This window comes from Streptomyces sp. NPDC003032 (genome assembly GCF_053591415.1).
Map to the genome: position 1 here is coordinate 145,168 of NZ_JBSFTT010000004.1, position 25,474 is coordinate 170,641.

Annotated in this window: 21 protein-coding genes and 1 tRNA gene; 3 read left to right on the top strand and 19 right to left on the bottom strand. The window is 71.3% G+C overall.

The genetic code is table 11. The features are described 5' to 3' along the window. Window positions 1–50 precede the first annotated feature (50 nt). Window positions 51–1,049, top strand: a complete 999-nt coding sequence (locus ACWDZ7_RS07335; protein WP_451795582.1) for a helix-turn-helix transcriptional regulator — start codon at window positions 51–53, stop codon at window positions 1,047–1,049. Here the strand turns inward: ACWDZ7_RS07335 and ACWDZ7_RS07340 are convergent. The 8 genes from ACWDZ7_RS07340 to ACWDZ7_RS07375 all read right to left on the bottom strand — a co-directional run bounded on the left by ACWDZ7_RS07340 (window position 994) and on the right by ACWDZ7_RS07375 (window position 6,897). Further along, complete coding sequence (locus ACWDZ7_RS07340; protein WP_451795584.1) at window positions 994–2,427, bottom strand: phosphatase PAP2 family protein; 1,434 nt, start codon at window positions 2,425–2,427, stop codon at window positions 994–996. The two genes, ACWDZ7_RS07335 and ACWDZ7_RS07340, sit on opposite strands and share 56 nt — an antisense overlap. Before the next feature lie 156 nt (window positions 2,428–2,583). Next, window positions 2,584–2,656: transfer RNA gene (locus tag ACWDZ7_RS07345), tRNA-Ala, on the bottom strand. Between the two features lie 131 nt (window positions 2,657–2,787). Beyond that, window positions 2,788–3,429, bottom strand: a complete 642-nt coding sequence (locus tag ACWDZ7_RS07350; RefSeq protein WP_451795586.1) for a histidine phosphatase family protein — start codon at window positions 3,427–3,429, stop codon at window positions 2,788–2,790. Next, the gene (rsfS, locus tag ACWDZ7_RS07355) at window positions 3,426–3,869 is read right to left on the bottom strand and encodes a ribosome silencing factor (RefSeq protein ID WP_451513144.1); all 444 of its coding nucleotides are present in this window, start codon (window positions 3,867–3,869) and stop codon (window positions 3,426–3,428) included. The genes ACWDZ7_RS07350 and rsfS overlap by 4 nt, the downstream gene beginning before the upstream one ends. A 99-nt stretch (window positions 3,870–3,968) precedes the next feature. Further along, window positions 3,969–5,681, bottom strand: coding sequence for an LCP family protein (locus tag ACWDZ7_RS07360; protein WP_451795588.1), 1,713 nt, complete (start codon window positions 5,679–5,681; stop codon window positions 3,969–3,971). 16 nt (window positions 5,682–5,697) lie between these two features. Continuing rightward, a complete protein-coding gene (nadD, locus tag ACWDZ7_RS07365) occupies window positions 5,698–6,336 on the bottom strand; it encodes a nicotinate-nucleotide adenylyltransferase (protein ID WP_451795590.1) in 639 nt (212 codons plus the stop codon). 70 nt (window positions 6,337–6,406) lie between these two features. Further along, window positions 6,407–6,571, bottom strand: a complete 165-nt coding sequence (locus ACWDZ7_RS07370) for a hypothetical protein (protein WP_451513147.1) — start codon at window positions 6,569–6,571, stop codon at window positions 6,407–6,409. A gap of 86 nt (window positions 6,572–6,657) precedes the next feature. Beyond that, window positions 6,658–6,897 (bottom strand): hypothetical protein, encoded by a 240-nt coding sequence (locus ACWDZ7_RS07375; RefSeq protein ID WP_451513230.1) that lies wholly within the window; start codon window positions 6,895–6,897, stop codon window positions 6,658–6,660. Between the two features lie 99 nt (window positions 6,898–6,996). Between ACWDZ7_RS07375 and ACWDZ7_RS07380 the strand changes: the two genes are divergently transcribed. After that, a complete protein-coding gene (locus ACWDZ7_RS07380) occupies window positions 6,997–8,124 on the top strand; it encodes a M48 family metallopeptidase (protein ID WP_451795592.1) in 1,128 nt (375 codons plus the stop codon). Between the two features lie 71 nt (window positions 8,125–8,195). Here ACWDZ7_RS07380 and ACWDZ7_RS07385 read toward each other — a convergent pair whose 3' ends face one another. The 5 genes from ACWDZ7_RS07385 to proB all read right to left on the bottom strand — a co-directional run bounded on the left by ACWDZ7_RS07385 (window position 8,196) and on the right by proB (window position 13,326). Then, window positions 8,196–9,323, bottom strand: a complete 1,128-nt coding sequence (locus ACWDZ7_RS07385) for an SCO2583 family membrane protein (protein ID WP_451795594.1) — start codon at window positions 9,321–9,323, stop codon at window positions 8,196–8,198. A gap of 66 nt (window positions 9,324–9,389) precedes the next feature. Beyond that, entirely contained in the window at window positions 9,390–10,013 is a 624-nt protein-coding gene (locus tag ACWDZ7_RS07390) for an SCO2584 family spore wall biosynthesis protein (RefSeq protein ID WP_451795596.1), read from the bottom strand. Between the two features lie 66 nt (window positions 10,014–10,079). Continuing rightward, window positions 10,080–11,372, bottom strand: coding sequence for a glutamate-5-semialdehyde dehydrogenase (locus ACWDZ7_RS07395; protein WP_451795597.1), 1,293 nt, complete (start codon window positions 11,370–11,372; stop codon window positions 10,080–10,082). Window positions 11,373–11,492: 120 nt separating this feature from the next. Further along, window positions 11,493–11,972, bottom strand: coding sequence for a hypothetical protein (locus ACWDZ7_RS07400; RefSeq protein ID WP_451795926.1), 480 nt, complete (start codon window positions 11,970–11,972; stop codon window positions 11,493–11,495). A 226-nt stretch (window positions 11,973–12,198) separates the two neighbouring features. Then, the gene (proB, locus tag ACWDZ7_RS07405) at window positions 12,199–13,326 is read right to left on the bottom strand and encodes a glutamate 5-kinase (RefSeq protein WP_451795599.1); all 1,128 of its coding nucleotides are present in this window, start codon (window positions 13,324–13,326) and stop codon (window positions 12,199–12,201) included. A gap of 283 nt (window positions 13,327–13,609) precedes the next feature. Between proB and ACWDZ7_RS07410 the strand changes: the two genes are divergently transcribed. Next, on the top strand, window positions 13,610–15,700 hold the full coding sequence (locus tag ACWDZ7_RS07410) for a hypothetical protein (RefSeq protein WP_451795600.1): 2,091 nt from the start codon (window positions 13,610–13,612) through the stop codon (window positions 15,698–15,700). A gap of 104 nt (window positions 15,701–15,804) precedes the next feature. Here the strand turns inward: ACWDZ7_RS07410 and obgE are convergent, their stop codons facing one another. From obgE to ACWDZ7_RS07440, 6 genes are all read right to left on the bottom strand, one after another. Continuing rightward, window positions 15,805–17,244: a GTPase ObgE gene (gene obgE, locus ACWDZ7_RS07415; protein ID WP_451795601.1), complete on the bottom strand. Its 1,440-nt coding sequence runs from the start codon at window positions 17,242–17,244 to the stop codon at window positions 15,805–15,807. Between the two features lie 106 nt (window positions 17,245–17,350). Then, on the bottom strand, window positions 17,351–17,605 hold the full coding sequence (rpmA, locus tag ACWDZ7_RS07420) for a 50S ribosomal protein L27 (RefSeq protein ID WP_010986870.1): 255 nt from the start codon (window positions 17,603–17,605) through the stop codon (window positions 17,351–17,353). A gap of 14 nt (window positions 17,606–17,619) precedes the next feature. Continuing rightward, the gene (rplU, locus tag ACWDZ7_RS07425) at window positions 17,620–17,940 is read right to left on the bottom strand and encodes a 50S ribosomal protein L21 (protein WP_451513155.1); all 321 of its coding nucleotides are present in this window, start codon (window positions 17,938–17,940) and stop codon (window positions 17,620–17,622) included. A gap of 197 nt (window positions 17,941–18,137) precedes the next feature. Then, window positions 18,138–19,490: a phospholipase D-like domain-containing protein gene (locus ACWDZ7_RS07430; protein WP_451795603.1), complete on the bottom strand. Its 1,353-nt coding sequence runs from the start codon at window positions 19,488–19,490 to the stop codon at window positions 18,138–18,140. Window positions 19,491–19,714: 224 nt separating this feature from the next. Further along, complete coding sequence (locus tag ACWDZ7_RS07435; RefSeq protein WP_451795604.1) at window positions 19,715–24,376, bottom strand: Rne/Rng family ribonuclease; 4,662 nt, start codon at window positions 24,374–24,376, stop codon at window positions 19,715–19,717. Window positions 24,377–24,612: 236 nt separating this feature from the next. Further along, window positions 24,613–25,431, bottom strand: coding sequence for a TIGR03936 family radical SAM-associated protein (locus ACWDZ7_RS07440; protein ID WP_451795605.1), 819 nt, complete (start codon window positions 25,429–25,431; stop codon window positions 24,613–24,615). Window positions 25,432–25,474 lie beyond the last annotated feature (43 nt).

Below are 25,474 nucleotides of genomic sequence, written 5' to 3' on the forward strand. Positions count from 1 at the left end.
CTGATGCTGGTACTGACAGCACCTGGCAGCGGTCGGGGAGGACGCGGACGATGGGGGACGTGACGACGATGACGGGGATCCGAGGACGGACACGGGAGCGGACGCAGCCGGCCGCGGCCCAACAGCCGCACCCGAAGCGGACGCCGGCTGCAACGACCAGGACGGCCGCCGTCCAGCGGCGGCGGCCCGAGCTCGCCGCCTTTCTGCGCAGCCGCAGGGCCCGCGTGACGCCGGCCGACGTGGGCATGGCCCCGGGGCTGCGCCGCCGCACTCCGGGGCTGCGTCGCGAGGAGGTCGCCCAGCTCTCCGGAGTCGGCGTCACCTGGTACACGTGGCTTGAGCAGGGCCGCCCGATCAACGCCTCGCCCCAGGTCCTGGACGCCGTGGCCCGCACCCTGCGCCTGGACCGCCCGGAGCGCGAGCATCTGTACCACCTGGCCGAGGTGCCGTACGCCCCCGCCCGCGAGGCCGCGGCGGGCGCGGTGGGCCCGGAGATCCAGGGCATCATCGACGCCGTGGACCCGCACCCCGCGGTGGTCTACAACGCGCGGTACGACATCCTCGCCACCAACCCCGCCTACCGCGACCTCTTCCTCATCGCACAGCCGCCCGCGACCGGCGTCGCGAACGTGCTGTGGTCGCTGTTCACCGTGCCCGCACAGGAGTGCCCGCTGGTCTTCCGCGACTCGGAGCTGCCGGTGATGGTGGCGACCCTGCGCAGTGCGTACGGCCGGCATGTGGGCGAGCCCGAATGGGAGGGCTTCATACACGGGCTGTCCGCCACGAGCCCGCACTTCGCGAAGCTCTGGGACAGCGGCGACGTACTGCCGCCCGGACCGCGGGTGAAGACGTTCCGGCACAAGGCGATCGGCGAACTGCGCATGACGTCGGTCTCCCTGAGCATCAACGGCATGCCCGAGTCCCGGATCGTCGTCTACACCCCGGACGACGAGGAGAGCAGACGGCACACGGCAGAGCTGCGGGCGCGACGGCTCAGGACGGAGGCGGGAGCGGCGGCCGGGGCGGCACCAGCACCTTCCGCTCCCTGACGGGGACGGAGATCCCGGGCTGCCGGCCCGGGGTGGCCTCCGCCTCCGCCTCCGCCTCCCAGAGTCTGGTGGTGCGTACGTAGCCGTAGATCACTGAAGTCATCGCCAGGATGAGGAGTGGTCCGAACACCCACGGATGCCTGGCCATTTCCATCGGCAGATAGCGATAGGACACCAAGAGCGCGGCGAAGACGGTCGCGCCGTAGGCGACCAGTTGGACCCCTGACCGACCCCAGCCGCGGTCGTACGCGCGCAGAGCCGCCTCGATCGTGAGCGCGAACACCACACCGGCGATCAGGTCCACGCCGTAGTGATAACCGAATCCCAGCGTCGCGCCGAGCGTGGCCATCAGCCAGAACGCGCCCGCGCATCGCAGCATCAGTGGGCCCTTGCGGGAATGAATGAAGATCGCGGTGGCCCACGCCGTGTGCAGGCTGGGCACGCAGTTGCGAGGGGTGATCCCGTCGTAGGGCACCGGGTGCGGGGTACTGATCGGCAGCGGCGTGTGCGGCCACAGATTGGCCACCGCCCACTGCACTCCGCCGGTTCCGGAGGTGCCCGGCCCGTAGGCGAAGATCGGCCCGACCACCGGGAAGATCATGTAGATGCCTGGCCCGAGGAGGCCGATGAGCAGGAAGGTGCGCACCAGGTGGTGGCGCGGGAAGCGGCGCTCGACGGCCACGTCGCGCAGTTGGTAGAGCGCGACGACGATCGCGGCCACCGCGAGCTGGGCGTACACCCAGTCGAGAAGATGGGTGCCGACCGGGCCGGTGGCGTGGAGTATCCGGCCCGCCAGCCACGACGGGTCGCCGAGCGCGTGGTCGGCGATCGCCACGTACGGGTCGAGCACGGTCGGGTGGGTCTTCGCCGTGATGAGCAGCCAGGTGTCGCCGGTCTTGCGGCCGGCCACCAGCAGCAGGCCGAGGCCGACGCCCTTCAGCAGCAGGCTGCGTTCCGGGCCGGTGCGGCGCGTGAGGGCGATGACCGCGCAGCCCAGCATCACCCACAGCGCACCGTTGCCGAAGTAGTGGTCCTCGGGCGTCTCGGCGCCGACCGCCCACCGCACCAGCACGAAGACGACGTCGATGCCGATCGCGGCACCGGCCGCGATGAACCGCTCCCGCCAGGTGAGCACCACCATCATCAGCGCCATACCGCCGTACAGCGGCCCCGGCTTGGGAGGGAATATCACCTCTCGCACCTGGTTGGTGATCGGCCCCGGCCGGCCGGCGTAATGACGCGCGGCGATCTCCAGCGCGATGAGGAATCCGAATGCCACCGCTCCCGCCGTGACCCACAGGATCACCCGTGGTTCACGCCACGCGGTGAAGGCGAGAGCGAAGGCGGACTTGATCCTGCGGTGTATTCGCGAAAACACCCGCGGTGTTGTGGGTATCAATTGTTTGACCGATTTGTTAGGCGAGATCCAGTGAGGTCGTTAGGTCACCCTGGAAACTGCAAGATCCCGCCCGATCGAATCGATCGGACGGGATCTCTGAGACGATCCTGAGCGGACTCAAGAACGTCACTGCTGTGGAGCTAAGGAGAATTGAACTCCTGACCTCCTGCATGCCATGCAGGCGCTCTACCAACTGAGCTATAGCCCCTTGTGCCATGCGGCCGAGCCGCACGGTGTTTCGCCCCGCTCTGCGGGGCGAACAAGAAGAACTTTAGCCTGCGACCAGCCGGAATGTGAAATCCGGGTCCCGGCCGCCCCCCCGGAGCTTCCCGGGGACGCTCAGTCGTCGTCGCCGAGCACCGGCTCCGGCAGCGTGCCGGCGTTGTGCTCCAGCAGGCGCCAGCCCCGCGCGCCCTGCCCGAGGACCGACCAGCAGCAGTTGGAGAGACCGCCGAGCCCCTCCCAGTGGTGGGACTCCAGACCGAGGAGGCGACCGATCGTGGTGCGGATGGTGCCGCCGTGGCTGACCACCACCAGCGTGCCGTTGTCGGGCAGCTTCTCGGCGTGGCGCAGGACGATGGGCGCGGCCCGGTCGGCGACCTCGGTCTCCAGCTCACCGCCGCCGCGGCGCACCGACTCACCGCGCTTCCACGCCGTGTACTGGTCGCCGAAGCGGGAGATGATCTCCTCGTGCGTCAGGCCCTGCCACTCACCGGCGTACGTCTCCTGGAGGCCCTCCTCGTACGTGACGGGGAGGCCGGTGACGGCGGCAAGCTCGCCCGCCGTGGCCGCCGCCCGCTTGAGGTCGGAGGCGACGATCGCGTCCGGCTTCAAGGAGGCGAGCAGCCGGGCGGCGCGCCTGGCCTGGCCGACGCCCGCCCCGGTCAGCTCGATGTCCGTGGAACCCTGGAAGCGGCGCTCCAGATTCCAGGCCGTCTGGCCGTGCCGCCACAGGATGATCCGGCAGCCGCGGTTGTTCACCGAAGCTCACCGTCCAGGTCAGCCTCCTCCGCGGCCCGCTGATCGGCGTGCTCGGCGCCCTTGCCGCGGGTCGCCGTGGCGTCCTCGGGCAGCGCGATCTCGGGGCAGTCCTTCCAGAGGCGCTCAAGAGCGTAGAAGACCCGCTCCTCGCTGTGCTGGACGTGCACCACGATGTCCACGTAGTCGAGGAGGATCCAGCGGGCGTCGCGGTCCCCCTCGCGGCGGACCGGCTTGGTGCCCAGCTGCTTGTTCAGCTGCTCCTCGATCTCGTCGACGATCGACTTGACCTGGCGGTCGTTGGGCGCGGAGGCGAGCAGGAAGGCGTCGGTGATCGACAGCACGTCGCTGACGTCGTACGCGATGATGTCGTGCGCGAGCTTGTCGGCAGCCGCCTGGGCGGCGACGTTGATGAGCTCGATGGAGCGGTCCGTGGCGGTCACTGGTGAGCTTTCCTTCAGATGGTCAAGACACCTCAAGGGTCTCACGGACCGCCGTCCACACCCCAGACGATTACGTCACCGCCTCCGCCGGCCCCCGTCTCACCCCGTCCTGTAGTCCTGGCCGAGGACCACGGACACGTCCGCGTTGGGCGCCGTCCTGCCCTCGCGGACCGCGCTCGTCGGCAGGCCGAGGGTCTTGGCGACCTCGGTGGCCTGCGCCTTCCTCGCCTCGTCGGCGTAGGTGACCTGCGAGGTGGGCCGGGCCGCCGATCCCGCGCCGCTGTCGACGAAGGTGTAGCCGCCGTTGACCAGCGAGACCCGGGCGTCCTGTACCGCGTCCTTCGCCCCGGAGGCGTTCTTGACGCCGACCCGTACGGCCGCGCCCTTCTCCGGGCTCTTCACCGCACCGCCGAGGACGTCCTTGACCACGCTGTCGCCTGCCTTCTCGGTCAGCGTGCCGTCCGGACGCACCGGCAGCAGCGTCGTCTCGTAGTCGCCGCCCTTCGCGCGGTCGGCGAGCTTGGCGAGGAAGGCGCCGAGATCCTTCTCCTTCAGCGAGGGGTCGAGGATCTGTGCGAGCGACTCCACGGTGGTCGTGGCCGCCTTCGGGTCCGAGGAGAGCTTGCGCAAAATGCCCTGCATGACCTGGCCGAAGCGGTCCAGCTGCGCGCTCTCGCTCTCGTCGGCCGCGCGGTAGGTGGCGTACGCGACGGCCATCGCGCCGCTCAGCGTCTGCTGCTCGCCCTTCTTCACCAGGGGCGCTTCGCCCTTCTCGGCCTTCGGGTCGGGCACGTCGGCGTCCGTGTCGATGTCGATGTTGCCGACGAGTTCGACGAGGTTGTTCAGGTACGGGGTGTCCAGACGCCAGGTGCCCTCGACCTCGGTGCCGAGGACGGTGTCGATCGACTCCCGGGTGCCGGTCGAGCCGTCGTCGTCGACGGACTTGCCGAGCGTCGTCGCGCTGCCGTCGTCGTCCGACACGGCGAGGGAGTTGGGCAGCAGGACGGTGGCGCCCCGCTCGGTGGTGGTGTTGTCGACCAGGAGCGCGGTGGAGGTGCCGCCGCCCTTGGTGTTGTGCAGATGGACGACGATCACGTCGCGCTTCTGCGGTCCGGCCGCACCGGCGGCGCCGCCCTCGCCGTCCGACTGGCCCGGCAGCTTGCCCGCGAACCACAGATAGCCGACACCGCCCGCGATCACCAGCGCGAGGACCACGACGAGCGCGACGACGCGGGAACGCCCGCGCCGCTTGGCCTCCTCGCGCCGCTCGGTGCGGCTCTCGGTGAACTTCAGCCAGTCGATGACGTCTTCGGAGTCCTCGTCCGGCTCCTCGATGAAGGAGAACTGCTCGGTCTTGTACTCGGGCTGCGGCTCGGGTTCCGGTTCCGATTCCGGTCCCGGCCCAAGGGGCTGAGCTTGCTGCTGCTGAGGGACCCAGGCGGTCTCGGTGCCGTAGGAGGTGGCTGCCGGGGCACCGCTGTACGAAGCGCGTGAGTCGTACGAAGCGCGTGAGTCGTACGACCCGTACGAGTCACGCGCACCCGTATCCGTACCCGTACCGGCTCCCGTGCCGTAAGCACCGGCGTCGTACCCCTGCTGCTGCCCGCCCGCGTACGGGTCGTAACCGTACCCCTGAGCCTGCTGAGGCTGCTGGGCCTGCTGCTGAGGCACCTGCGGCTGCACCTGCTGGTACACCGGCCGCCCGTACTCGTCGTACCCGACGACCTGGTACTGGTCGGCCGCGTACTCACCCACGTACTCGCCCGCATACGGGTCGCCGCCCGCATAAGGGTCGTACTGTCGGTCGTTCACCGGTGCCCCTCTCGGCTCATTCGCCGCGGTACAGCTCGCGCTTGTCGATATAACGCACCACGCCGTCCGGCACCAGGTACCAGACAGGATCGCCCTTGGCGACCCGCGCGCGGCAGTCCGTGGACGAGATGGCCAGGGCCGGGACCTCCACCAGGGAGACGCCGCCCTTGGGGAGCCCGGGATCGGTCAGGGTGTGGCCGGGCCGGGTGACCCCGATGAAGTGCGCGAGGGAGAACAGCTCTTCCGTGTCCCGCCAGGTGAGGATCTGGCCGAGGGCGTCGGCGCCCGTGATGAAGAACAGGTCCGTGTCGGGGTTGAGGGCGCGCAGATCGCGCAGCGTGTCCGTGGTGTACGTCGCTCCGCCGCGGTCGATGTCGATGCGGCTCACCGAGAACTGCGGGTTCTCGGCGGTCGCGATGACCGTCATCAGATAGCGGTCCTCGGCCGGGGACACCCGCTTGTCGCTCTTCTGCCACGGCTGCCCGGTCGGCACGAACACCACCTCGTCGAGGTGGAATTGCGCGGCGACCTCACTGGCCGCCACGAGGTGTCCGTGGTGGATCGGGTCGAACGTTCCGCCCATGACACCGAGGCGGCGCTTGCCGTTGCTCACCGGACCGGTCCCCGGACCGGTAGGCATGTCCTGCTCTCCCATGCGTGCAGACCCTACCGGCCCGGTCGGCGGGCTCCGTTTCGGCGGTCCCCGCAAGGACCCCCGGGGGCGCTCAGCGGTCGCGGTTGAAGCGCGTGGTGATCCAGAGGAGCAGCAGAAGGGCGAGGAACGCGCCGCCGCCGGTCAGGAGGGGGCTGAGGCTTTCGTGGTCGCCGCCGTGCTCGCCGCCCTCGGAGGCGAGAGTGACCAGCTGGGCGGCGGTGCTGTGGAGGCTCATCTCAGGCAGGACCTATCCGGGGGTGGGATGGACATAGGGACTTCCGGCCCATCGTAAGCGGGGGCCCTGCCCCGGCTCACGTCGACTCAGCTCTTGGTGTCCTCGTCGCCACCACGCCGGCCCTCGTCGGGGCCCTGATGGCTCACGTCGCGGCCCTGCTGACCCGCGTCGCCGTCCCGCCGGTACCCGCGCAGCAGGAACCAGCCCACCAGCACGCATCCGACGACCATGACGATCAGCACGATCCGCAGCAGATTGCCCGGCCCTTGCTGCTGCGCGGCCCGGGCCGCTTCCGTGAGCCAGACGGCCCCAGGGTTGTGCTCCATGACGGAAGACTCCTTCTGTGTGCTGCCCTGTCACGGTATCTCCGCCTAGGCTGGACTCCACCTCGGGGGCACAAGAGGACGAGACATGGGGGAATCGGCATGACGGACGGCAACCACCACAGCGGCGGCGGGGACGGGGACGGCGGCGCCAACGGCGCCGGCCACGGCGCGGGCCACGAGCACGTGCCGAGCCGGCAGCGCAGGCGCTTCCCCGGCATCTCGTCGCGTGCCTACGAGCATCCGGCCGACCGCTCGGCCCTGGTGGCCCTGCGCAGGCTCACCGGATTCGACACGGTCTTCAAGGCGCTCAGCGGCCTGCTGCCCGAGCGCAGCCTGCGGCTGCTCTTCCTGTCCGACTCCGTACGGGTCTCCGACGCGCAGTTCGCGCACCTCAACACCATGCTGCTCGACGCCTGCTACATCCTGGACCTGGAGAAGGTCCCGCCGATGTACGTCAACCAGGACCCGAATCCGAACGCCATGTGCATCGGCCTTGACGAGCCGATCATCGTGGTGACCACGGGCCTGGTCGAGCTGCTCGACGAGGAGGAGATGCGGGCGGTCGTCGGCCACGAGGTGGGCCACGCGCTCTCCGGCCACTCCGTCTACCGCACGATCCTGCTCTTCCTCACCAACCTCGCGCTGAAGGTCGCGTGGATCCCGCTGGGCAATGTCGCGATCATGGCGATCGTGACGGCGCTGCGCGAGTGGTTCCGCAAGTCGGAGCTGTCCGCCGACCGCGCGGGCCTCCTGGTCGGCCAGGACATCAAGGCCTCCATGCGGGGCCTGATGAAGCTCGCGGGCGGCAACCACCTGCACGAGATGAACGTGGACGCGTTCCTGGAGCAGGCCGAGGAGTACGAGGCCGGGGGCGACCTGCGCGACTCGGTCCTGAAGATCCTGAACGTACTGCCGCGTACGCACCCCTTCGCCACCGTGCGCGCCGCCGAGCTGAAGAAGTGGGCCGAGTCCCGCGACTTCCAGCGGATCATGGACGGCCACTACCCGCGCCGCGACGAGGACAGGGACGCCTCGGTCTCCGACTCCTTCCGGCAGTCGGCTTCCTCGTACGCGGACGACGTACGCAACAGCAAGGACCCGCTGATGAAGCTGGTCAGCGACATCGCGGGCGGCGCGGGCGACCTGGGCGGCAAGCTGCGCGGGAAGTTCACGGGGCAGGGCGGTCAGGGCGGGCAGGACAGCGGCGGCCCCTCGGACGGCAAGTAGCCCTCAGGACCTCGGGACCGACCTCAACACCTCAAGACCTCAACACCTCAGGACCTCAACACCTCAAGACCTCAGGACGGAGACAGCGAAGGCTGGGCGGAGGCCGCCAGCGAGCCGCACAATGCCGTCACCTCACCCGTCGCGTACGGGTCGGTGCCGGCCGGACCGCCCGGCTTCGCCCGCTGCCCCGCGAGCAGCGGCCGCAGATGGTTCGCCGATTCGGCGGCGCAGGTGAGCGGCCCCGCCTGGGTGGTGGAGGAGATCAGCTCGGCGCGGTGCATCCGCAGGTCGTCGCGGTCGAAGCGGAAGTGCAGCTCGCGGCGGACGGTGAACAGGGAAGCCTTCGCCTCATCCCCGGATTCGGCCCCAGACCTGGATCCAGCCTCATCCTCAGCCCCGGCGCCGTCCTCGGCCACGGGACGCAGCGCGTATACGAACGTATGGTCCGAGGTCACCTCAAGCGTGTTCTTGTCCGTCTCGACGAGCCTCAGCGTGCCCTGGGTCCTGACCCTCTTGTCGGCGAGCGCGGTCTTCGTCGGGTCGAACCGCACCAGCCAGCCGGTGGGCGCGTGCCGCCCGTCGGCCGCCGGGTGCGCGAAGCTCCGGTCGAACTGGCTGTGCTGATCCGGATCGAGCAGCAGCCGTACGGAACTCGGCGAGCCGCCGGTGAGCGTGTCCGGATCGAGCGAGGACTCGACCAGGTAGTCCTTGGCGGCGGTCAGGGCGGCCGTCACCTGGCTGTCCGAGAAGTGCGCGGTGCGGCGCGCGCCGGGGAGGTTGATGCCGGCGGCGCCCATCCGGAACTGCGCGGCGGGGCTGCGCGCGTACAGATCGGCGACCCTCGTGGAGCCGGGCACGCGGCCCTGCGGGGCGAGCGGTACCACCGTCATCCGCAGTGGCTCCGGGCGCTTGGCCGCGGGGCTCTGGTAGGGGTGCCGGATGCCCATGAAGATCGCCGTACCGAACGCCAGAGCGATCAGTACGACGAGAAGTACCACCTGCCGGGACAGGCCGCGGTGGAGCGCGGGACGGCGGCGCACGGCGCGCGCGTGGTCGCTCATGCGCTCCTGCGCGGAGAACTCCTGGAGACGGGCAGCCCGCACGAACGACTCGTCGAAGACAACGGATCGGTACTCGTCCTCACCACCGCTGGGAGCGCCCTCGGGTGTCCCCGCGGGTGGGTCTCCTGGCCCGCCCATACTTTCAGAGTAGGTCTCCGGGCCGCCAGGTAAACGCCCTGGTACGGGACAACTTCTGACGGCTTCTCACGGTGTGCGCGGCTCAGCGGGCACGGCCGACTGGCCGAATTCGGCGGACGCCGAGGGGCTGGACGAGACCTCCTTGTCGGCGCTCTGGCCCACTTCGGTGGAGGCGGGCGCGGGCACGCGGTCCTGGCGGCCCGAGGAGGCTCCGCGGTAGACAGCGGTGAAGGCGAGGGCGACCATGCCGATGCCCATCAGGAGGGCGAGCATCCAGGCGACGGGGCGGTGCCAGCGGGCGGGGCCGGGGTGGCGGCCCGGGCTGCCGTACCGTCCGTAGCGCCCGTCCGAGGCGTCGTGTTCGTAGGCCTCGTCGAACGCGTCGTCGTGGCCGAATTCACCGCCGTCGTCGGGGTCGAAGCCGTCGTCGTAGAAGTCGTCGTCCGCCGTGTCTCCGCCCGCGCCGCGGGTGCGGGCCCGGCGCGCCTCGGCCTCGGAGGCTTCCGCGCGCGCCTGGGCGGCGGCCAACAGCCGCTCCACCGCGGATGGTTCGTGTATTTCGGCGGCCCGTACGAAGTCCTCGTCGAAGACCACGGAGGCGAACTCTTCGTCCGCGCCCCCGCGGTCGTGGTCGTCGTCGGGCTCCCAGCCGTCAGGGAACGACGGCGTGCCCCCCACGTCCTCCGGCACCCTCCCAGCGTAGCCCTGGAAGGGGCAATTTGGGCAGACCGCAAGGCAATTCGGCGGACGCTGCCGTCACCGCACGTGGCCGTCGCCCGTCACGATGTACTTGGTCGAAGTCAGCTCGGGCAGGCCCATCGGCCCCCGCGCGTGGAGCTTCTGCGTGGAGATGCCGATCTCGGCGCCGAAGCCGAACTGTCCGCCGTCGGTGAAGCGCGTCGAGGCGTTGACGGCGACCGTCGTGGAGTCGACGAGCTGCGTGAAGCGGCGCGCCGCCTGCTGCGAGGTGGTGACGATGGCCTCCGTGTGCCCGGAGGTCCACAGCCGGATGTGTTCGACGGCCTGCTCCAGGGTGTCGACGACGGCGGCCGCGATGTCGTACGAGAGGTACTCGGTCTCCCAGTCCTCGGTCGTCGCGGCCACGACGGTGGCCTTCGTCCCGTCGGCGTACGTGAGGACGCGCTCGTCGGCGTGGACGGTGACGCCCGCCTCGGCGAGGGCGTCGAGCGCGCGCGGCAGGAACGCGCCGGCGATGTCCTTGTGCACGAGCAGCGTCTCGGCGGCGTTGCAGACGCTGGGGCGCTGCGCCTTGGAGTTGATCAGGATGTCGACGGCCATGTCGATGTCGGCCGCGGCGTCCACGTAGACGTGGCAGTTGCCGGTGCCGGTCTCGATGACCGGAACGATGGACTCCTCGACGACGGTCTTGATCAACGAGGCGCCGCCGCGCGGGATGAGCACGTCGACGAGGCCGCGGGCGCGCATCAACTCCCGTACGGAGTCGCGGCTTTCGCCCGGAACGAGCTGGACGGCGTCCGCGGGAAGACCCGCGCCGTGCACCGCGTCACGCAGGACGCGCACGAGCGCCGTGTTCGATTCGTACGCCGATGACGAGCCCCGCAGGAGTACGGCGTTGCCGGACTTCAGGCAGAGGGCGGCCGCGTCCACGGTGACGTTCGGGCGGGCTTCGTAGATGATCCCGACGACGCCGAGGGGGACGCGGACCTGGCGCAGGTCGATGCCGTTGGGAAGCGTGGAACCGCGGACGACCTCGCCGACCGGGTCGGGCAGGGCGGCCACGTCGCGCACGTCGGCGGCGATGGCGCGGACCCGCTCGGGGGTGAGGGTGAGCCGGTCGACGATTGACTCGCTGGTCCCGGCCTCGCGGGCGCGCGCGGTGTCCTTGGCGTTGGCCTCGACGATCTCGGCGGTCCGCACCTCCAGGGCGTCGGCGATCGCGAGCAGCGCGTCGTCCTTGGCGGCACGCGGCAGCGGCGCGAGCGTGGCGGCGGCGCCGCGGGCGCGGTAGGCGGCCTGGGCGACCGGCGAGAGGTTGTCGTAGGGCGAGACGGGAGAGAGCGACGTCATGCCCGCAGGGTAATCCCCGCGGGCGGGGCGTCCACTCCGTATCCCAGTTGCCGAGACCGGGCGGGGGCGGTGGGCGGCGGTGTGGGCGGCTCCGGGACGACGGCTTGAAACAGACGTTCCTTAGAACGGATGTACGCCAACCGGCGTAGCCGGCAGCGGCCCGTACCCCTCCGCGACCCGTTGGTGATAAGTGTCGCGGTCGATCACTTCGAGCCCCACGATCTCCCACGCGGGCAGCCGCGCGCTCTGCCGGTGCTCGCCCCAGAGCCGCAGCGCCACCGCCGCGGCGTCGTGCAGATCGCGGGCCTCTTCCCAGTAGCGGATCTCGGCGTGGTCCGGCGCGTACCGGCTGGTGAGCAGGAAGGGGTGGTCGTGGGCGAGCTGTTCGAGACCTCGTCTGAGCTCCTTGAGCGGGGCCTCGGCGCCCGAGACGCTCAGCGTGACGTGCCAGAGCCGGGGCGCCTCCACCGTCTCGCCCTCCCCGCTCTCGCGCGCCTCCCCCTCGTGCCCGGCGTGCGCCTCGCTCTCGTACGCCTCTCCCGCGGCGATGCTCGTCAGCGCCCGCTCAGCCGAGCCGCGGGACGCCGCCCCTGGGCGCACTCGTCTCACGACGGCCTCCTTTACGCAGTGTCGGTGCGGATACGCGCAACGGTCATGCGGAACTGTCTTCAACAAAGTTGAGCAGGCCAAGCGGTCCCGCGGGGCGGTTTTGGGGAGTTTCACCTCACGCGGACCGCGCGTCCGCCGCCGCCCGCGATCGTTTTCAGCCGGGGCGCGTGGGACGCGTGGGGCGGACGGTCCGACGCCACCTGCGGCTTCCGGAGCGCTATCCGTGGAGCGGGACGAGGTCGTCGCGGTGGACGACCTCACGCTCGTACGCAGGTCCGAGCTCGCGTGCGAGATCCCGCGTGGAGCGGCCGAGGAGCTGCGGAAGCTCCTTGGCGTCGAAGTTCACCAGGCCGCGCGCGACGGCCCGCCCCGCGGTGTCCCGCAGCTCGACGGGGTCGCCCGCGGTGAAGTCGCCCTCGACGGCGGCGATGCCCGCCGGCAGCAGCGACTTGCGCCCCTCGACGACCGCGCGCACCGCCCCGTCGTCGAGGGTGAGCGCGCCCCGCGGCTCGGAGGCGTGCTGGAGCCACAGGAGGCGGTCGGCGGAGCGGCGTCCCGTGCGGTGGAAGTACGTGCCCGTGGCGCGGCCCGCGAGGGCGTCGCCGGCCTGGCTCGCGGAGGTCAGGACGACCGGGATGCCGGCGGCGGCGGCGATCCGCGCGGCCTCGACCTTGGTGACCATGCCGCCGGTGCCGACGCCGGCCTTGCCCGCGCTGCCGATCTGGACGTGCGCTATGTCGGCGGGCCCTGTCACCTCGGAGATCCTGGAGGTGCCGGGCCTGGCCGGGTCACCGTCGTACAGACCGTCCACGTCGGACAGGAGTACGAGGAGGTCGGCGTGGACGAGATGGGCGACGAGGGCGGCGAGCCGGTCGTTGTCGCCGAAGCGGATCTCGTCGGTCGCCACCGTGTCGTTCTCGTTGACCACGGGCAGCGCGCCCATGGCGAGCAGCTGGTCCAGGGTGCGGGAGGCGTTGCGGTGGTGGGCGCGGCGTGCCATGTCGTCGGAGGTGAGGAGCACCTGGCCGACGCGTACGCCGTAGCGCGCGAAGGAAGCGGTGTAGCGGGCCACGAGCAGGCCCTGGCCGACGCTGGCGGCGGCCTGCTGGCGGGCCAGGTCCTTGGGGCGCCGCACGAGGCCGAGCGGGGCGAGGCCCGCGGCGATCGCCCCGGACGAGACGAGCACGATCTCGCGCTCACCGCCGCCGCGGCTCTTGGCCAGCGCGTCCACGAGGGCGTCGACGCGGTCGGCGTCCAGGCCCCCCGACGCGGTGGTCAGGGACGAGGACCCGACCTTGACGACGACCCGCTTGGCCTCTGCCACCGACTGCCTTGCCGCTGTCACGCGCTTCCCCACATGGTCCCGATGTTTCCGAACCTGCAATCTACGCGAGTGCGTCCGCGGGGCGCCTGCTCATTCCGAGGGGCGGACCCGGATCTTCCGAGCGGCGGACCCGGAGCGCCCGACGGAGGGGCCGAGGGGAAAAACACCCCCGAGGTTCAGTCTTCTTTGCCCCTTTTTCCGGTGATTGTTGTCACGGAAGATTGCTACGGAGCCACCGCGCGTCATACGGTCAGTGGTCGACTTCCCCCCATTCCCTCATCATCCCCGCCAGGAGCCCACACCCGTGCCCTCTGCCGGACTCGTCCCCCGACGCATCGTGCAGCTCTCCGCGCTGTTCACGATGCTCGCACTCTTCACGACCCAGCTCGTGACCGCGCTGCTCCCCTACGTCCCGGTGTTCATCGCCGCGGCCGCCGCGAACCTCGCGCTCGACATCTATCTGCAGTACAAGCAGCCGGGCCTCCTGTCGCTCCTCGGCAAGATCCGCTTCGACGTCACGGTCCGCCAGCTCCTGCGCGACATGCTGGTCCTGGTCGGCCTGCTGCGCATCGACGGCATAGAGCCACTGGCCGAGCAGTCGCCGCTGACGATCACGCTGCTCGCGTTCTACGCCCTGCACTTCGGCTGCCAGGCCGTCGCCGTGATGGTGCGCCGCACGCGCGCGATGCCGATCGTCACGCGCAACATCGACGCCTCGGCGCTGCACCTGACGGCCGCCCCGCCGCGGATCCTCTCCCGGCGCCAGGCCCACCGGCTGCTGACGTTCTCGGTGCCCACGACGGTCGGTCTGCTGCTCACCGCGGCCACCACGGACGCGTACTGGGGCGGCATCGGCCTCGGCATCTCGATCGCGCTGATCGGCGGCGGCGCCCTGTACCTCGCCACGTGGCTGCTGCCCAAGAAGCGGGCGAAGAACGACGAGCGGGTCATGGAGTGGCTCGACCAGTGGCTGGCCGACTACAAGCCGACGGTCGCCATGTACTTCTCGGGCGGCACGACGTCCGCGTACCAGGCGAACATGTGGCTCTCCACGCTCTCCAAGCTCGACGGCAAGCCGCTGATCGTGCTGCGTGAGCGGTTCATGGTGCAGAAGATCGACGCGACGGACGTCCCGATCATCTGCTTCCCGAAGGTGGCGACGATGTTCTCCCTGGAGACGTCGACGCTGAAGATGATGCTGCACCCGGCGAACGCCGCGAAGACCTCGCAGGTCCTGCGCATCCCGACGATCAAGCACGCCTTCATCAACCACGGCGAGAGCGACAAGCTGTCCTCCTGCAACCCGTACGCGAAGGCCTACGACGAGGTGTGGGTGGCGGGCCCCGCGGCCCGCGACCGCTACCAGCTGGCGGACATCGGCGTCGAGGACAAGGACGTCGTCGAGGTGGGCCGCCCCCAGCTCTCCCCGATCCTGCCGTTCACGGGCGCGCCCACGGGCCCGTACACGACCGTGCTGTACGCCCCCACCTGGGAGGGCTGGGACGGCAACCCGGGCAACACCTCGGTGGTCCTGGCCGGCGAGAACATCGTCCGCGAGCTGCTCGCCGACCCGACCGTGCGTCTGCTCTACAAGCCGCACCCGATGACCGGCTCGCAGGACCCGCGCGCGGGCGCCGCCAACGAGCGCATCAAGGCGATGATCCTCGCGGCCAACACCAAGCGCTCCGGTGCCCGCCCCGGCCCCGAGGCCGTGGCCGAGCTGACGCGCCGCGCCGCGGAGCTGGACAGGCTGACCGCGACCGCGTTCCGCAAGAGCTCGGACGAGCAGGAGCGGATGATGCTCCAGGGCTCCCCCGACGGCGACCAGCAGACCGCCGTGGCCGAGGCGACGGCCGCGTGGGAGGCCGCGTTCTGGGCATCCTTCCCGGAGTGGGAGCACCAGATCATCACGGGCGCGCGCCCGGCGATCTTCTCCTGCTTCAACCAGGCGGACCTGCTGATCAGCGATGTCTCCTCGGTCGTGTCCGACTGGCTGAGCAGCGAGAAGCCGTACGCGGTCGCCAATACGTCGGGCATGTCCGAGGCGGAGTTCCGGGCGAGCTTCCCGACGGTGTCGGCGGCGACGATACTGGCCCCCGAGGCGGACGGCGTGGCGGCCCTCCTGAAGTCCGTGCGCGCCCCGGAGCTGGATTCCCACGCGGAGGCCCGCGCGGAGCTGAAGGAGCACCTCCTGGGCCCCTCGGACCCGCCCTCCCTGGCCCGCTTCAACGCCGCGGCCCTCGCCCTGTGCGCGAAGTCCGACGCCCGCCGCGCCCGCATGGCGTCCCGCATCGACGCGGAGATCCCCGGCCAGCGCGTCGCGGAGGAGGCGGCCGAGGAGACGGCGCAGGACCCGACGGAGTCGAACGGCGCGGAGGACTCGGTCACGGCGTGACCACCACCGTCTGACGGTACGTACGAGGAAGGGCCCCGGAGCTTGTGCTCCGGGGCCCTTCCTCGTACGTGGGGTGACGTACTGCGCGGGGTGACGCGTCCAGCCTAGAACGGCTCGAAGTCGTCGTACGCGCGCTGTGCCTCGTCCCGCTCCGCCTCGCGGTCCCTGCGCCGCTGGGCGGCGGGGCGGGGAGCCTCCAGGCGGTGGTCCTCGCCGCGGCGGCCGAGCATCTCGGCGCCGGCCATCATCGTCGGCTCCCAGTCGAAGACGACCGCGTTCTCCTCGGGGCCGATGGCGACGCCGTCGCCGCTGCGCGCGCCCGCCTTCATCAGCTGGTCCTCGACGCCGAGGCGGCTGAGCCGGTCCGCGAGGTAGCCCACGGCCTCGTCATTGTTGAAGTCGGTCTGGCGCACCCAGCGCTCCGGCTTCTCGCCGCGCACGCGGTAGATGCCGTCGTCCTCACGGGTGACGGTGAAGCCGCTGTCGTCGACGGCCTTGGGGCGGATGACGACGCGGGTCGTCTCCTCCTTCGGCTTCGCGGCACGCGCGGCGGCGACCAGCTCGGCCAGACCGAAGGACAGCTCCTTGAGGCCCTTGTGGGCGACGGCCGACACCTCGAAGACGCGGTAGCCGCGCGCCTCCAGGTCGGGCCGGACCATCTCGGCGAGGTCCTGTCCGTCCGGGACGTCGATCTTGTTGAGGACGACGATGCGCGGACGGTTCTCCAGGCCCGCGCCGTACTGCCGCAGCTCCTCCTCGATGACGTCGAGGTCGGAGACGGGGTCGCGGTCGGACTCCAGGGTCGCCGTGTCGAGTACGTGTACGAGGACACTGCACCGCTCGACGTGCCGCAGGAATTCGAGGCCGAGCCCGCGGCCCTGGCTGGCGCCGGGGATGAGGCCGGGCACATCGGCGACGGTGTAGACGGTGGATCCCGCCGTGACGACGCCGAGGTTGGGGACGAGTGTCGTGAAGGGGTAGTCCGCGATCTTCGGCTTCGCGGCGCTCAGCACGGAGATCAGCGAGGACTTGCCCGCGCTCGGGTAGCCCACAAGGGCGACGTCGGCGACGGACTTGAGCTCCAGGACGAGGTCGCGCTCCTCACCGGGCACGCCGAGCAGCGCGAAGCCGGGTGCCTTGCGCCGGGCGGAGGCGAGGGCCGCGTTGCCGAGGCCGCCGCGGCCGCCCTGGCCGGCGACGAAGATGGTGCCCTGGCCGACCATGTCCGCGAGGACGTTGCCCTGCCCGTCGAGGACGACGGTGCCGTCGGGGACGGGCAGGACGAGGTCCTGGCCGTCCTTGCCGGAGCGGTTGTCACCGGCGCCGGGCTGGCCGTTGGTGGCCTTGCGGTGCGGGCTGTGGTGGTAGTCGAGCAGCGTGGTGACGTCCTGGTCGACGACCAGGATGACGTCACCGCCACGGCCGCCGTTGCCGCCGTCCGGGCCGCCGAGCGGCTTGAACTTCTCACGGTGAACGGAGGCACAGCCGTGGCCTCCGCTACCCGCGGCGACATGCAGCTCGACGCGGTCCACGAAGGTGGTCATGGTTCAGTGCCTCCAGAAACGTGCGGGAATGTCTCTTACGTAACACGCGAAAGGCGGACCCGCTTCCCCGACGGGGAAGTGAGGTCCGCCTCGCGAAAGGAACCGATCAGGCGACCGGAACGATGTTCACGACCTTGCGGCCACGGTGGGTGCCGAACTCAACCGCACCGGCGTCGAGCGCGAACAGCGTGTCGTCCTTGCCGCGGCCGACACCCGAGCCCGGGTGGAAGTGCGTACCGCGCTGGCGGACCAGGATCTCACCGGCGTTGACGACCTGACCGCCGAAGCGCTTCACGCCGAGCCGCTGAGCATTGGAGTCGCGACCGTTCCGAGTGGACGATGCGCCCTTCTTGTGTGCCATCTTGTCTCAGTCCCTTACTTCGCAGCCGTGGGGATACCGGTGACCTTGATCGCCGTGTACTGCTGGCGGTGACCCTGGCGACGGCGGTAGCCGGTCTTGTTCTTGTAGCGAAGAATGTCGATCTTCGCGCCCTTGTGGTGGTCCACGACCTCGGCCGTGACCTTGATACCGGCAAGCACCCACGGGTCGCTCGTCACGGCGTCACCGTCGACAACGAGCAGGGTCGAGAGCTCGACCGTGTCGCCAACCTCGGCGGTGGGAATCTTGTCAACCTCAACGATGTCGTCGACAGCAACCTTGTGCTGGCGACCACCGCTGCGCACGATGGCGTACACGCGGATCTCTCTTTCGCTCGGAACGGGACCCCCGCAGTCCAGCCACCCACGAAAGCAGGCGGCCTCTCCCGACCCGGAAGCAGTGCCCGCGGCTCAGGAGGAAAAGGGTTTACAGGGGGCGGGCGTGCATAGGAACACGCCGACAGTCAAGGTTACGGGGCCCGGACCGAAGGGTCAAACCGGCCCCGCACCCCCGCTCACGTGGTCGGCTTCTCACCGTCCGGCGGCAGCGGCTTGACGCCCTTGCACAGGTCGGTCCTGTCGGAGGTGCCCGGCCAGGCGACGGCCCGCGTGCGGTTGAAGTGCGAGCGGTAGGTGTCGTGCACCGAGTCGTCGTCGACCTTGACGATCGCCTCGTCGTTCTCGCGCAGGGCGGGCGCCGTGTAGTTCTGCGAGCCCGTGAAGGAGACCTTGTTCCGCTTGCCGTCGTACATGCCGTCGATGAGCAGGTACTTCGAGTGGATGATGTAGGGCGTCGTCAGCCTGGCGCCGGGGCGCAGCGGGTCCCTGTCGTCGTTGTAGCAGCGCACGGAGGGGCCGCCGGACTTGTGGAGCTGCTCCCAGGTGCCGGGGGTGCCGCCCTGGCTCTTGGCGCTGTCCGTCTCGGCGTACAGGATGCTCACGTCGCAGCCGGCCTTCTTCAGCGAGACCAGCTTGTCGGCGATCTGCTTCCGCGTGATCTTGAAGATGGCGGCGCGGACCTTGGTGCGACGCGTCACACCTGCCGAGTCCTTGTAGGTGCACTTGATGTTGTTCATGACCGAGTACATGGTGTCGGTCTCGTTGACCGTGCCGTTGCGCGGGAAGAAGTACGTCTTGTAGCGGCCGCTGCTGACCGTGCGGTAGTCCCAGTCCTGCCAGCGCTTGCCGAGCATGTCGGCGAAGTAGTCGGCGTACGCGTCGTACATGGCGGGGTTGTTCGGCAGGAGCAGCGCGTCGTTGAAGAACTTCGTGTGCGCGGACGGCGTCGAGTTCGACGTGGTCTGTACGACGACGTCCCTGGCGCCCTTGACCTGCGAGAACAGCCAGAACTTGTTGTGCATGATCGACTTGCCGTACCGCGGGTCGCCGAGGCAGGACTTCCCGGTCGGGCAGAGCGTCACGAAGGACGGCCTGCTCTTGCTCGTGCCGAGCGCCTGCATGAGCCGGGGGAACGAGTTGTTCGTGGGCCGGTCGCTCTTGCTGGTCTCGTCGAGCAGGACCTGGACGTGCACACCGCGCTTCTTGGCGGCCACGAGCGCGTCGACGATCGGGGCCTCCCACACGTGGTAGACCGCGACCTTGATCGTCGAGCCGGGCACCGCCGCGTTCGTCAGCTCGATCAGCCGGGTGCGGATCGCGTGCTGCTGGTCGACGCCGCCCTTCGGATCGTTGAAGATCGGACCTTCGGTCCAGGTGGGTGACGTGTCCGCCGACGCGGTCCCCACGGAGCCCGCCGCCTGGATCCCCGCCGCCGACAGGACCGTGGCCAGCGCCACCGCCTGGCGTCCGCCCTTGGCCGGCTTCGCCGCACGGTGCCGTCCCGTGCCTCGCAGGCGCGCGTGCGCCATCTGTCATCCCTCCCTGACGCCGGCGCGCGGGCTCCCCACGCGCGCGCTCACGTCTCTGTTCACCCGTCAGACCGCATGAGTTTTACAGGTAGTTGTCCCTTACTCAAAGACCATGGTGGCCGGTTCACGCTTTCGAGCTGTGGTGCGCCGTTTCCCGGACACAGCGGTGCCCCCCTGTCCGGCCATTCCGGCCGGACAGGGGGGCACCGGGTCGCGAAGAGCGGTCAGCTCTCGTCGGCGGCGGTCGCGGAGACGCCGGACGGCGCCTGCTCGGCCGCCGCGGCCTTCTTCGTCGTCGCCTTCGACGCCTTCTTGGCCGTCGTCTTCTTGGCAGCCGTCTTCTTGGCCACGGTCTTCTTGGCGGCGGCCTTCTTCGCGGGCGCCTTCTTGGCGGCCTTACGCGCCGTCTTCTTCGCCGGAGCGGCTTCCTCGGCGGGGGCCTCGGCCTCGGCCGCGGGCTTCTCCGACTCCGCCTTCTCCGACTCCGCCTTCACCGGCTCGGCCTTCTCCGCCGACGGGACGACCACGACGGCCGCCTCCTCCGACGCGGTCGGCGCGGTGGCCTTGCGCACCGCACGGCGGCGCGGACGGGCCGGAGCGGCGTCGGCGACGGGCGCCTCGGCCACCGGCTCGGCGACGGGCTCCGCCACCGGCTCGGCCTTGGGTGCCGGAGCGACGACCACCTCGGCGGCCTCGGGCTCGGTCTCCGCGGCCTTCGGCGAACCGGCGGGCGACGTCGCCTTGCGGACGGCGCGACGGCGCGTACGTCCCTTCGGCGCGGCGTCCTCCGCGGGGGCCGCGGGGACGTCGTGCGCCGCGTGGACGGCCTCAGGGGTGCCCACGATCGGGTCCTCGGCGGCCGGCGCCTCGGTGCGCGCGACGTCGGACTCGACGACGGGGACCTCGGCCCCGGCGGTCTCCGCCTCGGCCCTGGCGGCCCTCTCAGCGGCCCTCTCGGCCGCCTTCTCGGCAGCCCTGGCCCTCTTGCCCGACCGCTTCGGCGTCTCCGACCTGGGGGCCTCCACGGCCTCCACGGCCTCCTCGGGAGCGGCTTCGGCACGGGGAGCGCCCGCCGGGGCCGAGGCCCGCCGCGTCGCCCTGCGCCGGGAGCGGCCACCGCGCGAAGCGGCGGCCTCGGCCTCGGCCGCGCTGCTGTACAGCTCCTCGTCCGGGACGAACTCGGGCTCGGGCAGCGCCACCGGAGCGGCGATCTCCGCCGCGAGGTCGGCCTCGGTCTCGGCGATGTCGGCGACATCGACGCCGTCGGCCTCGTGCTCGTGAGTGTGCTCGTGACCGTGGTCCTGCTGGTCCGCGCCGCCACGCCCGCGCTTCTTGCGCTTGCCGCCGCCACCGGCGGAGGTCGGCTGCTCCATGTGGACGATGACGCCGCGGCCGTTGCAGTGCACGCACGTCTCGGAGAAGGACTCGAGGAGGCCCTGACCGACACGCTTACGGGTCATCTGGACCAGGCCGAGCGAGGTGACCTCGGCGACCTGGTGCTTCGTACGGTCGCGCCCGAGGCATTCGAGCAGACGGCGCAGGACCAGATCGCGGTTGGACTCCAGGACCATGTCGATGAAGTCGATGACGACGATGCCGCCCAGGTCGCGCAGGCGCAGCTGGCGCACGATCTCCTCGGCCGCTTCGAGGTTGTTCCTCGTCACGGTCTCTTCGAGGTTGCCGCCCTGACCGGTGAACTTGCCGGTGTTGACGTCGACGACGATCATCGCCTCGGTCTTGTCGATCACCAGCGAGCCGCCGCTCGGCAGCCAGACCTTGCGGTCCAGGGCCTTCGCGAGCTGCTCGTCGATGCGGTACGTCGCGAAGACGTCGACCTCGGACGTCCACCTGGAGAGGCGGTCCGCCAGGTCGGGCGCGACGTGCGAGACGTATCCGTGGATGGTCTCCCACGCGTCGTCACCGCTGACGATGACCTTGGAGAAGTCCTCGTTGAAGATGTCGCGGACCACGCGGACGGTCATGTCCGGCTCGCCGTACAGCAGGCCCGGCGCGCTCGTGGAGGCCGCCTTCGCCTTCTTCTGGATGTCCTCCCACTGGCCCTGCAGACGCTCGACGTCGCGGCGCAGCTCGTCCTCGCTGGCGCCCTCGGCGGCGGTGCGCACGATGACGCCCGCGTCCTCGGGGACGATCTTCTTGAGGATGGTCTTCAGACGCGCGCGCTCGGTGTCGGGCAGCTTGCGGCTGATACCGGTCATCGACCCCTCGGGGACGTAGACCAGGTAACGGCCGGGCAGCGAGACCTGGCTGGTCAGGCGGGCGCCCTTGTGGCCCATCGGGTCCTTCGTGACCTGTACGAGGACCGACTGGCCGGACTTCAGGGCGGACTCGATACGCCGGGGGCCGTTGGCCATGCCGAGCGCCTCGAAGTTGACCTCACCGGCGTAGAGCACCGCGTTGCGGCCCTTGCCGATGTCGATGAACGCGGCCTCCATGGACGGCAGTACGTTCTGGACCTTGCCCAGGTAGACGTTGCCGACGTAGCTGGTGGCCTGCTCCTTGTTGACGTAGTGCTCGACGAGCACGTTGTCCTCGAGGACGCCGATCTGGGTGCGCTCGCCGTTCTGGCGGACGACCATCACGCGCTCGACGGCCTCGCGGCGCGCCAGGAACTCGGCCTCGGTGATGATCGGCACCCGGCGGCGGCCCTGCTCGCGGCCCTCGCGGCGGCGCTGCTTCTTGGCCTCCAGGCGCGTCGAGCCCTTGATGGACTGGACCTCGTCGGCGCCGGTGCCGAGCTCGCGCTCCTCCTTCTTACGGGGCTCGCGGACCTTCACGACCGTGCGCTCGGGGTCGCCGTCGGCCGGCTCGCCCTCGGGGGAGTCACCGGCGCGACGGCGGCGGCGACGGCGGCGACGGCTGCTGCTGGAGCCGGCACCACCGGCATCCGAACCCATGTCGTCCGCGTCCTCGGCGTCCTCGGCGGCCTGCTCGGCGGTGTCCTCGGCGTCCTGCTCCGCCTGCTCGGCGGCGACGGTGTCGTCGTCGGCCTCGGCCGCGGTGTCGTGCTGCTCGCCGTCCTGGTCGGCCAGGTCACCGCGGCGACGGCGACGGCCACCGCGGCGGCGACGGCGGCCCTGGCGCTCGCCGGACTCCTCCGTGTCGTCGTCGGAGCCGTCGGAGCCGGCCTGCTCGGCGGCGACGTCCTCGGCCTCGTCGGCCGGCTGCTCCTCGACGGCCTTGACGGGCTCCCGCTCCTCCACGGCGGCGGGCTGCTCGTCCGCGGCGCGACGGCGGCGGCGACGGCGCGGGGCCGTCTCCTCCTCGGCCACGGGGGCGGGGGCGGGGGCGGCGGTGGGCTCCTCGACGGGCTCCTCCGCGGCCTCTGCGGCGGCCGCGGCGGCGGCGCGCTCCGGGGTCTGGAACATCGGCGCGGCGAACACCGGCGCCTGGAACACGGCGACGGCGGGGCGGGCGGGCTTACGGCCGCCCTCACCGGACTCGTCGGCGACCTGGGCCTTGCGGGCCTTGTGACCGGCGGGCGCGGAGAATCCGGCGGCCGCGGTCTTGCGGGTGGCGCGACGGCGACGGCCACGGGGGGCGTCGTCCTCGACGGGCTCGGCGGGGGCCTCCTGGACGGGGGCGGGCTGCTCGACGGCCTTCTCCGCGGCCTTCGGCTCACCGGCGGGCGCGGAGGCCCGACGGGTGGCACGACGGCGCGCACGCGGCGCGGGAGCACCCTCGTCGACGACCGGCTCGGTCTCGGCGGCCGCGGTGGCGGCGGGCGCCTCCTCGACAGCGGCGGGCGCGTCCTCCGCGGCGCCCTGGGGCGCACCGGCGGGCGCGGAGGCCCGACGTGTCGCACGACGGCGGGCACGCGGCGCGGGCGCGGCCTCCTCGGCCTCTTCCGCCTCTACGACGGCGGGCGCCGACGCCTCGACAACAGGCTCCGCCACCTCGGCGGCGACCTCCGGCGCACCTGTGGGCGCGGAAGCACGACGCGTCGCACGACGGCGCGCACGGGGCGCAGACGCGGCCTCCTCGGCCTCATCAGCGTCGGGCACGGAAACCTCGACGGCCGGCCGCTCTACCTCGGCGGCGGCTTCCGGCGCGCCAGCGGGCGCGGAAGCGCGGCGGGCGGCACGACGGCGGGCAGGCGCAGCCTCCTCGGCCTCATCAGCGGCGGGCGCGGACGTCTCGGCGACCGGCTCCGCCACCTCGGCGGCGGCTTCCGGCGCACCAGCGGGCGCGGAAGCGCGACGGCGCGCACGCGGGGCAGGCGCGGCCTCCTCGGCTTCTTCGGCCTCTTCAGCGGCGGGCGCGGACGCCTCGACGGCGGCTTCCGGAGCACCAGTGGGCGCGGAAGCACGACGCGTCGCACGGCGGCGCGCACGCGGAGCGGGTGCGGCCTCCTCAGTCTCCTCAGCCTCTTCGGCCTCTTCGGCCTCTTCGACGACGGGTGCGGGCGCCTCGGCGGCGGCTTCCGGCGCACCAGCGGGCGCGGAAGCGCGGCGGGCCGCACGTCGGCGGGCACGCGGGGCGGGCGCGGGCTCCTCAGTCTCTTCGGCCTCTTCAGCGGCGGGCGCGGGCGCCTCGGCGACCGGCTCCTCGGCGGCGGCCTGCGGCGCACCCGTGGGCGCGGAAGCATGACGCGTCGCACGGCGGCGCGCACGCGGGGCGGGCGCGGCCTCCTCGGCGACGGGTTCGGCGGCGGACTCGGCGCCGGACTCGGTGGCCTCGGTCAGCTCTTCGGTCTCTTCGACCTCTTCGGCAGCGGGGGTGGCCGGTATGGCCGGCGCCGCGGCTTTCGCGGTCCCCGCGGGCGGGCCCGCGGGGCGCGATGCCGCGCGGCGCCGACGGCGCGGCGGAAGGGTGTCGCTGGGACTGTTGTTCTGCGAGCCCTCAGTGGGTTCGTTCGGCTCAAGCATGCGGGCGGTTCTCCCGTCACGCTCCCGGGCGCCGCGCCTGGTCCGGTGATGTACGCGGCTCGCGCTAGATGCGCGGGGCCGCCATCCGGGGGCGTGGGCGCCGCACGGGAGCTCTCTATGTCTTGTCTCGCCGGTTCCGTACGCCCAAATGCGAACGGCCTGGCGAAAGTCTCGGTCAGTGCGCTGCCCGACCCAGGTGGCTCCCGAGTACGAGGGCTGCGCTTTGACGTACGTCCTTAACGGGGGCCTTCCGGCGCCGGCGCCTTCGCGGCGGCAGAGACGGCGGCCGTGGGTGTGGCGGCCGTGACTGCCTCGCGGTCGGGCGCGAGCGGGTCGGTCACCGTGCCGGTCTCTTCATCGAAAAGCCCCTGCGCCAGCCTGGTCACCGCTGCGGGGACCGGCGGCGCCAGGTCGGCCACAGCTCGGAGACCGGACAGGACGTCGTCAGGTCGTACGGCAGGTGTCACGTGCCGAACAACCAGCCGCAGTATCGCACAGGGCTTGTCGCTCGGCCTATCGGTGTCGCGCGTGATCACTTCACCGTCAGTGATCGCTTCACCGTCGTTGATCGCTTCCAGGCCGACGACCGCCGCGCGCGCGTCGAAGGTGCGCATGCCGTTCTTCGTGCGGCGCTGCACCTCGACCGTCTCGGCGGCGCGGAACAGCTCGGCCGCGCGCTGGGCCTCCGCGGGCTCCACGCCGTCGAGGCGCAGCTCCCAGATGGAGGCGGTGAGCCGGTCGGCGAGGCCCGAGGTGCGGGACTCGACGGCGTCGGTGATGTCCAGACCGTCCGGCAGCGATTCGTTGAGCAGATCGCGCAGTCGGTCGGGGTCGCGCGGTGCGGTGAGCGCGATCTCCAGATACTCGGCCTCGCTGCCCGTGCCGGTGGGTGCGGCATTGGCGTACGACACCTTCGGGTGCGGGGTGAACCCCGCCGAGTACGCCATGGGCACCTCGGCGCGGCGCAGCGCACGCTCGAAGGCGCGCTGGAAGTCACGGTGGCTGGTGAACCGGAGGCGGCCGCGCTTGGTGTAGCGCAGTCGGATGCGCTGCACCGCGGGTGCGGGCGGCGGGCCTTCGGGCTGTCGCTTGCCCAGT

Bases quoted from the DNA above. Each gene is read 5' to 3' on its own strand.
- ACWDZ7_RS07335 (WP_451795582.1), top strand. From the start codon at position 51: ATGGGGGACGTGACGACGATGACGGGGATCCGAGGACGGACACGGGAG.
- nadD (WP_451795590.1), bottom strand. From the start codon at position 6,336: ATGGGAGAGCAGGACATGCCTACCGGTCCGGGGACCGGTCCGGTGAGC.
- ACWDZ7_RS07370 (WP_451513147.1), bottom strand. From the start codon at position 6,571: ATGAGCCTCCACAGCACCGCCGCCCAGCTGGTCACTCTCGCCTCCGAG.
- ACWDZ7_RS07375 (WP_451513230.1), bottom strand. From the start codon at position 6,897: ATGGAGCACAACCCTGGGGCCGTCTGGCTCACGGAAGCGGCCCGGGCC.
- ACWDZ7_RS07380 (WP_451795592.1), top strand. From the start codon at position 6,997: ATGACGGACGGCAACCACCACAGCGGCGGCGGGGACGGGGACGGCGGC.
- ACWDZ7_RS07385 (WP_451795594.1), bottom strand. From the start codon at position 9,323: ATGGGCGGGCCAGGAGACCCACCCGCGGGGACACCCGAGGGCGCTCCC.
- ACWDZ7_RS07395 (WP_451795597.1), bottom strand. From the start codon at position 11,372: ATGACGTCGCTCTCTCCCGTCTCGCCCTACGACAACCTCTCGCCGGTC.
- obgE (WP_451795601.1), bottom strand. From the start codon at position 17,244: ATGACCACCTTCGTGGACCGCGTCGAGCTGCATGTCGCCGCGGGTAGC.
- rpmA (WP_010986870.1), bottom strand. From the start codon at position 17,605: ATGGCACACAAGAAGGGCGCATCGTCCACTCGGAACGGTCGCGACTCC.
- ACWDZ7_RS07430 (WP_451795603.1), bottom strand. From the start codon at position 19,490: ATGGCGCACGCGCGCCTGCGAGGCACGGGACGGCACCGTGCGGCGAAG.
- ACWDZ7_RS07435 (WP_451795604.1), bottom strand. From the start codon at position 24,376: ATGCTTGAGCCGAACGAACCCACTGAGGGCTCGCAGAACAACAGTCCC.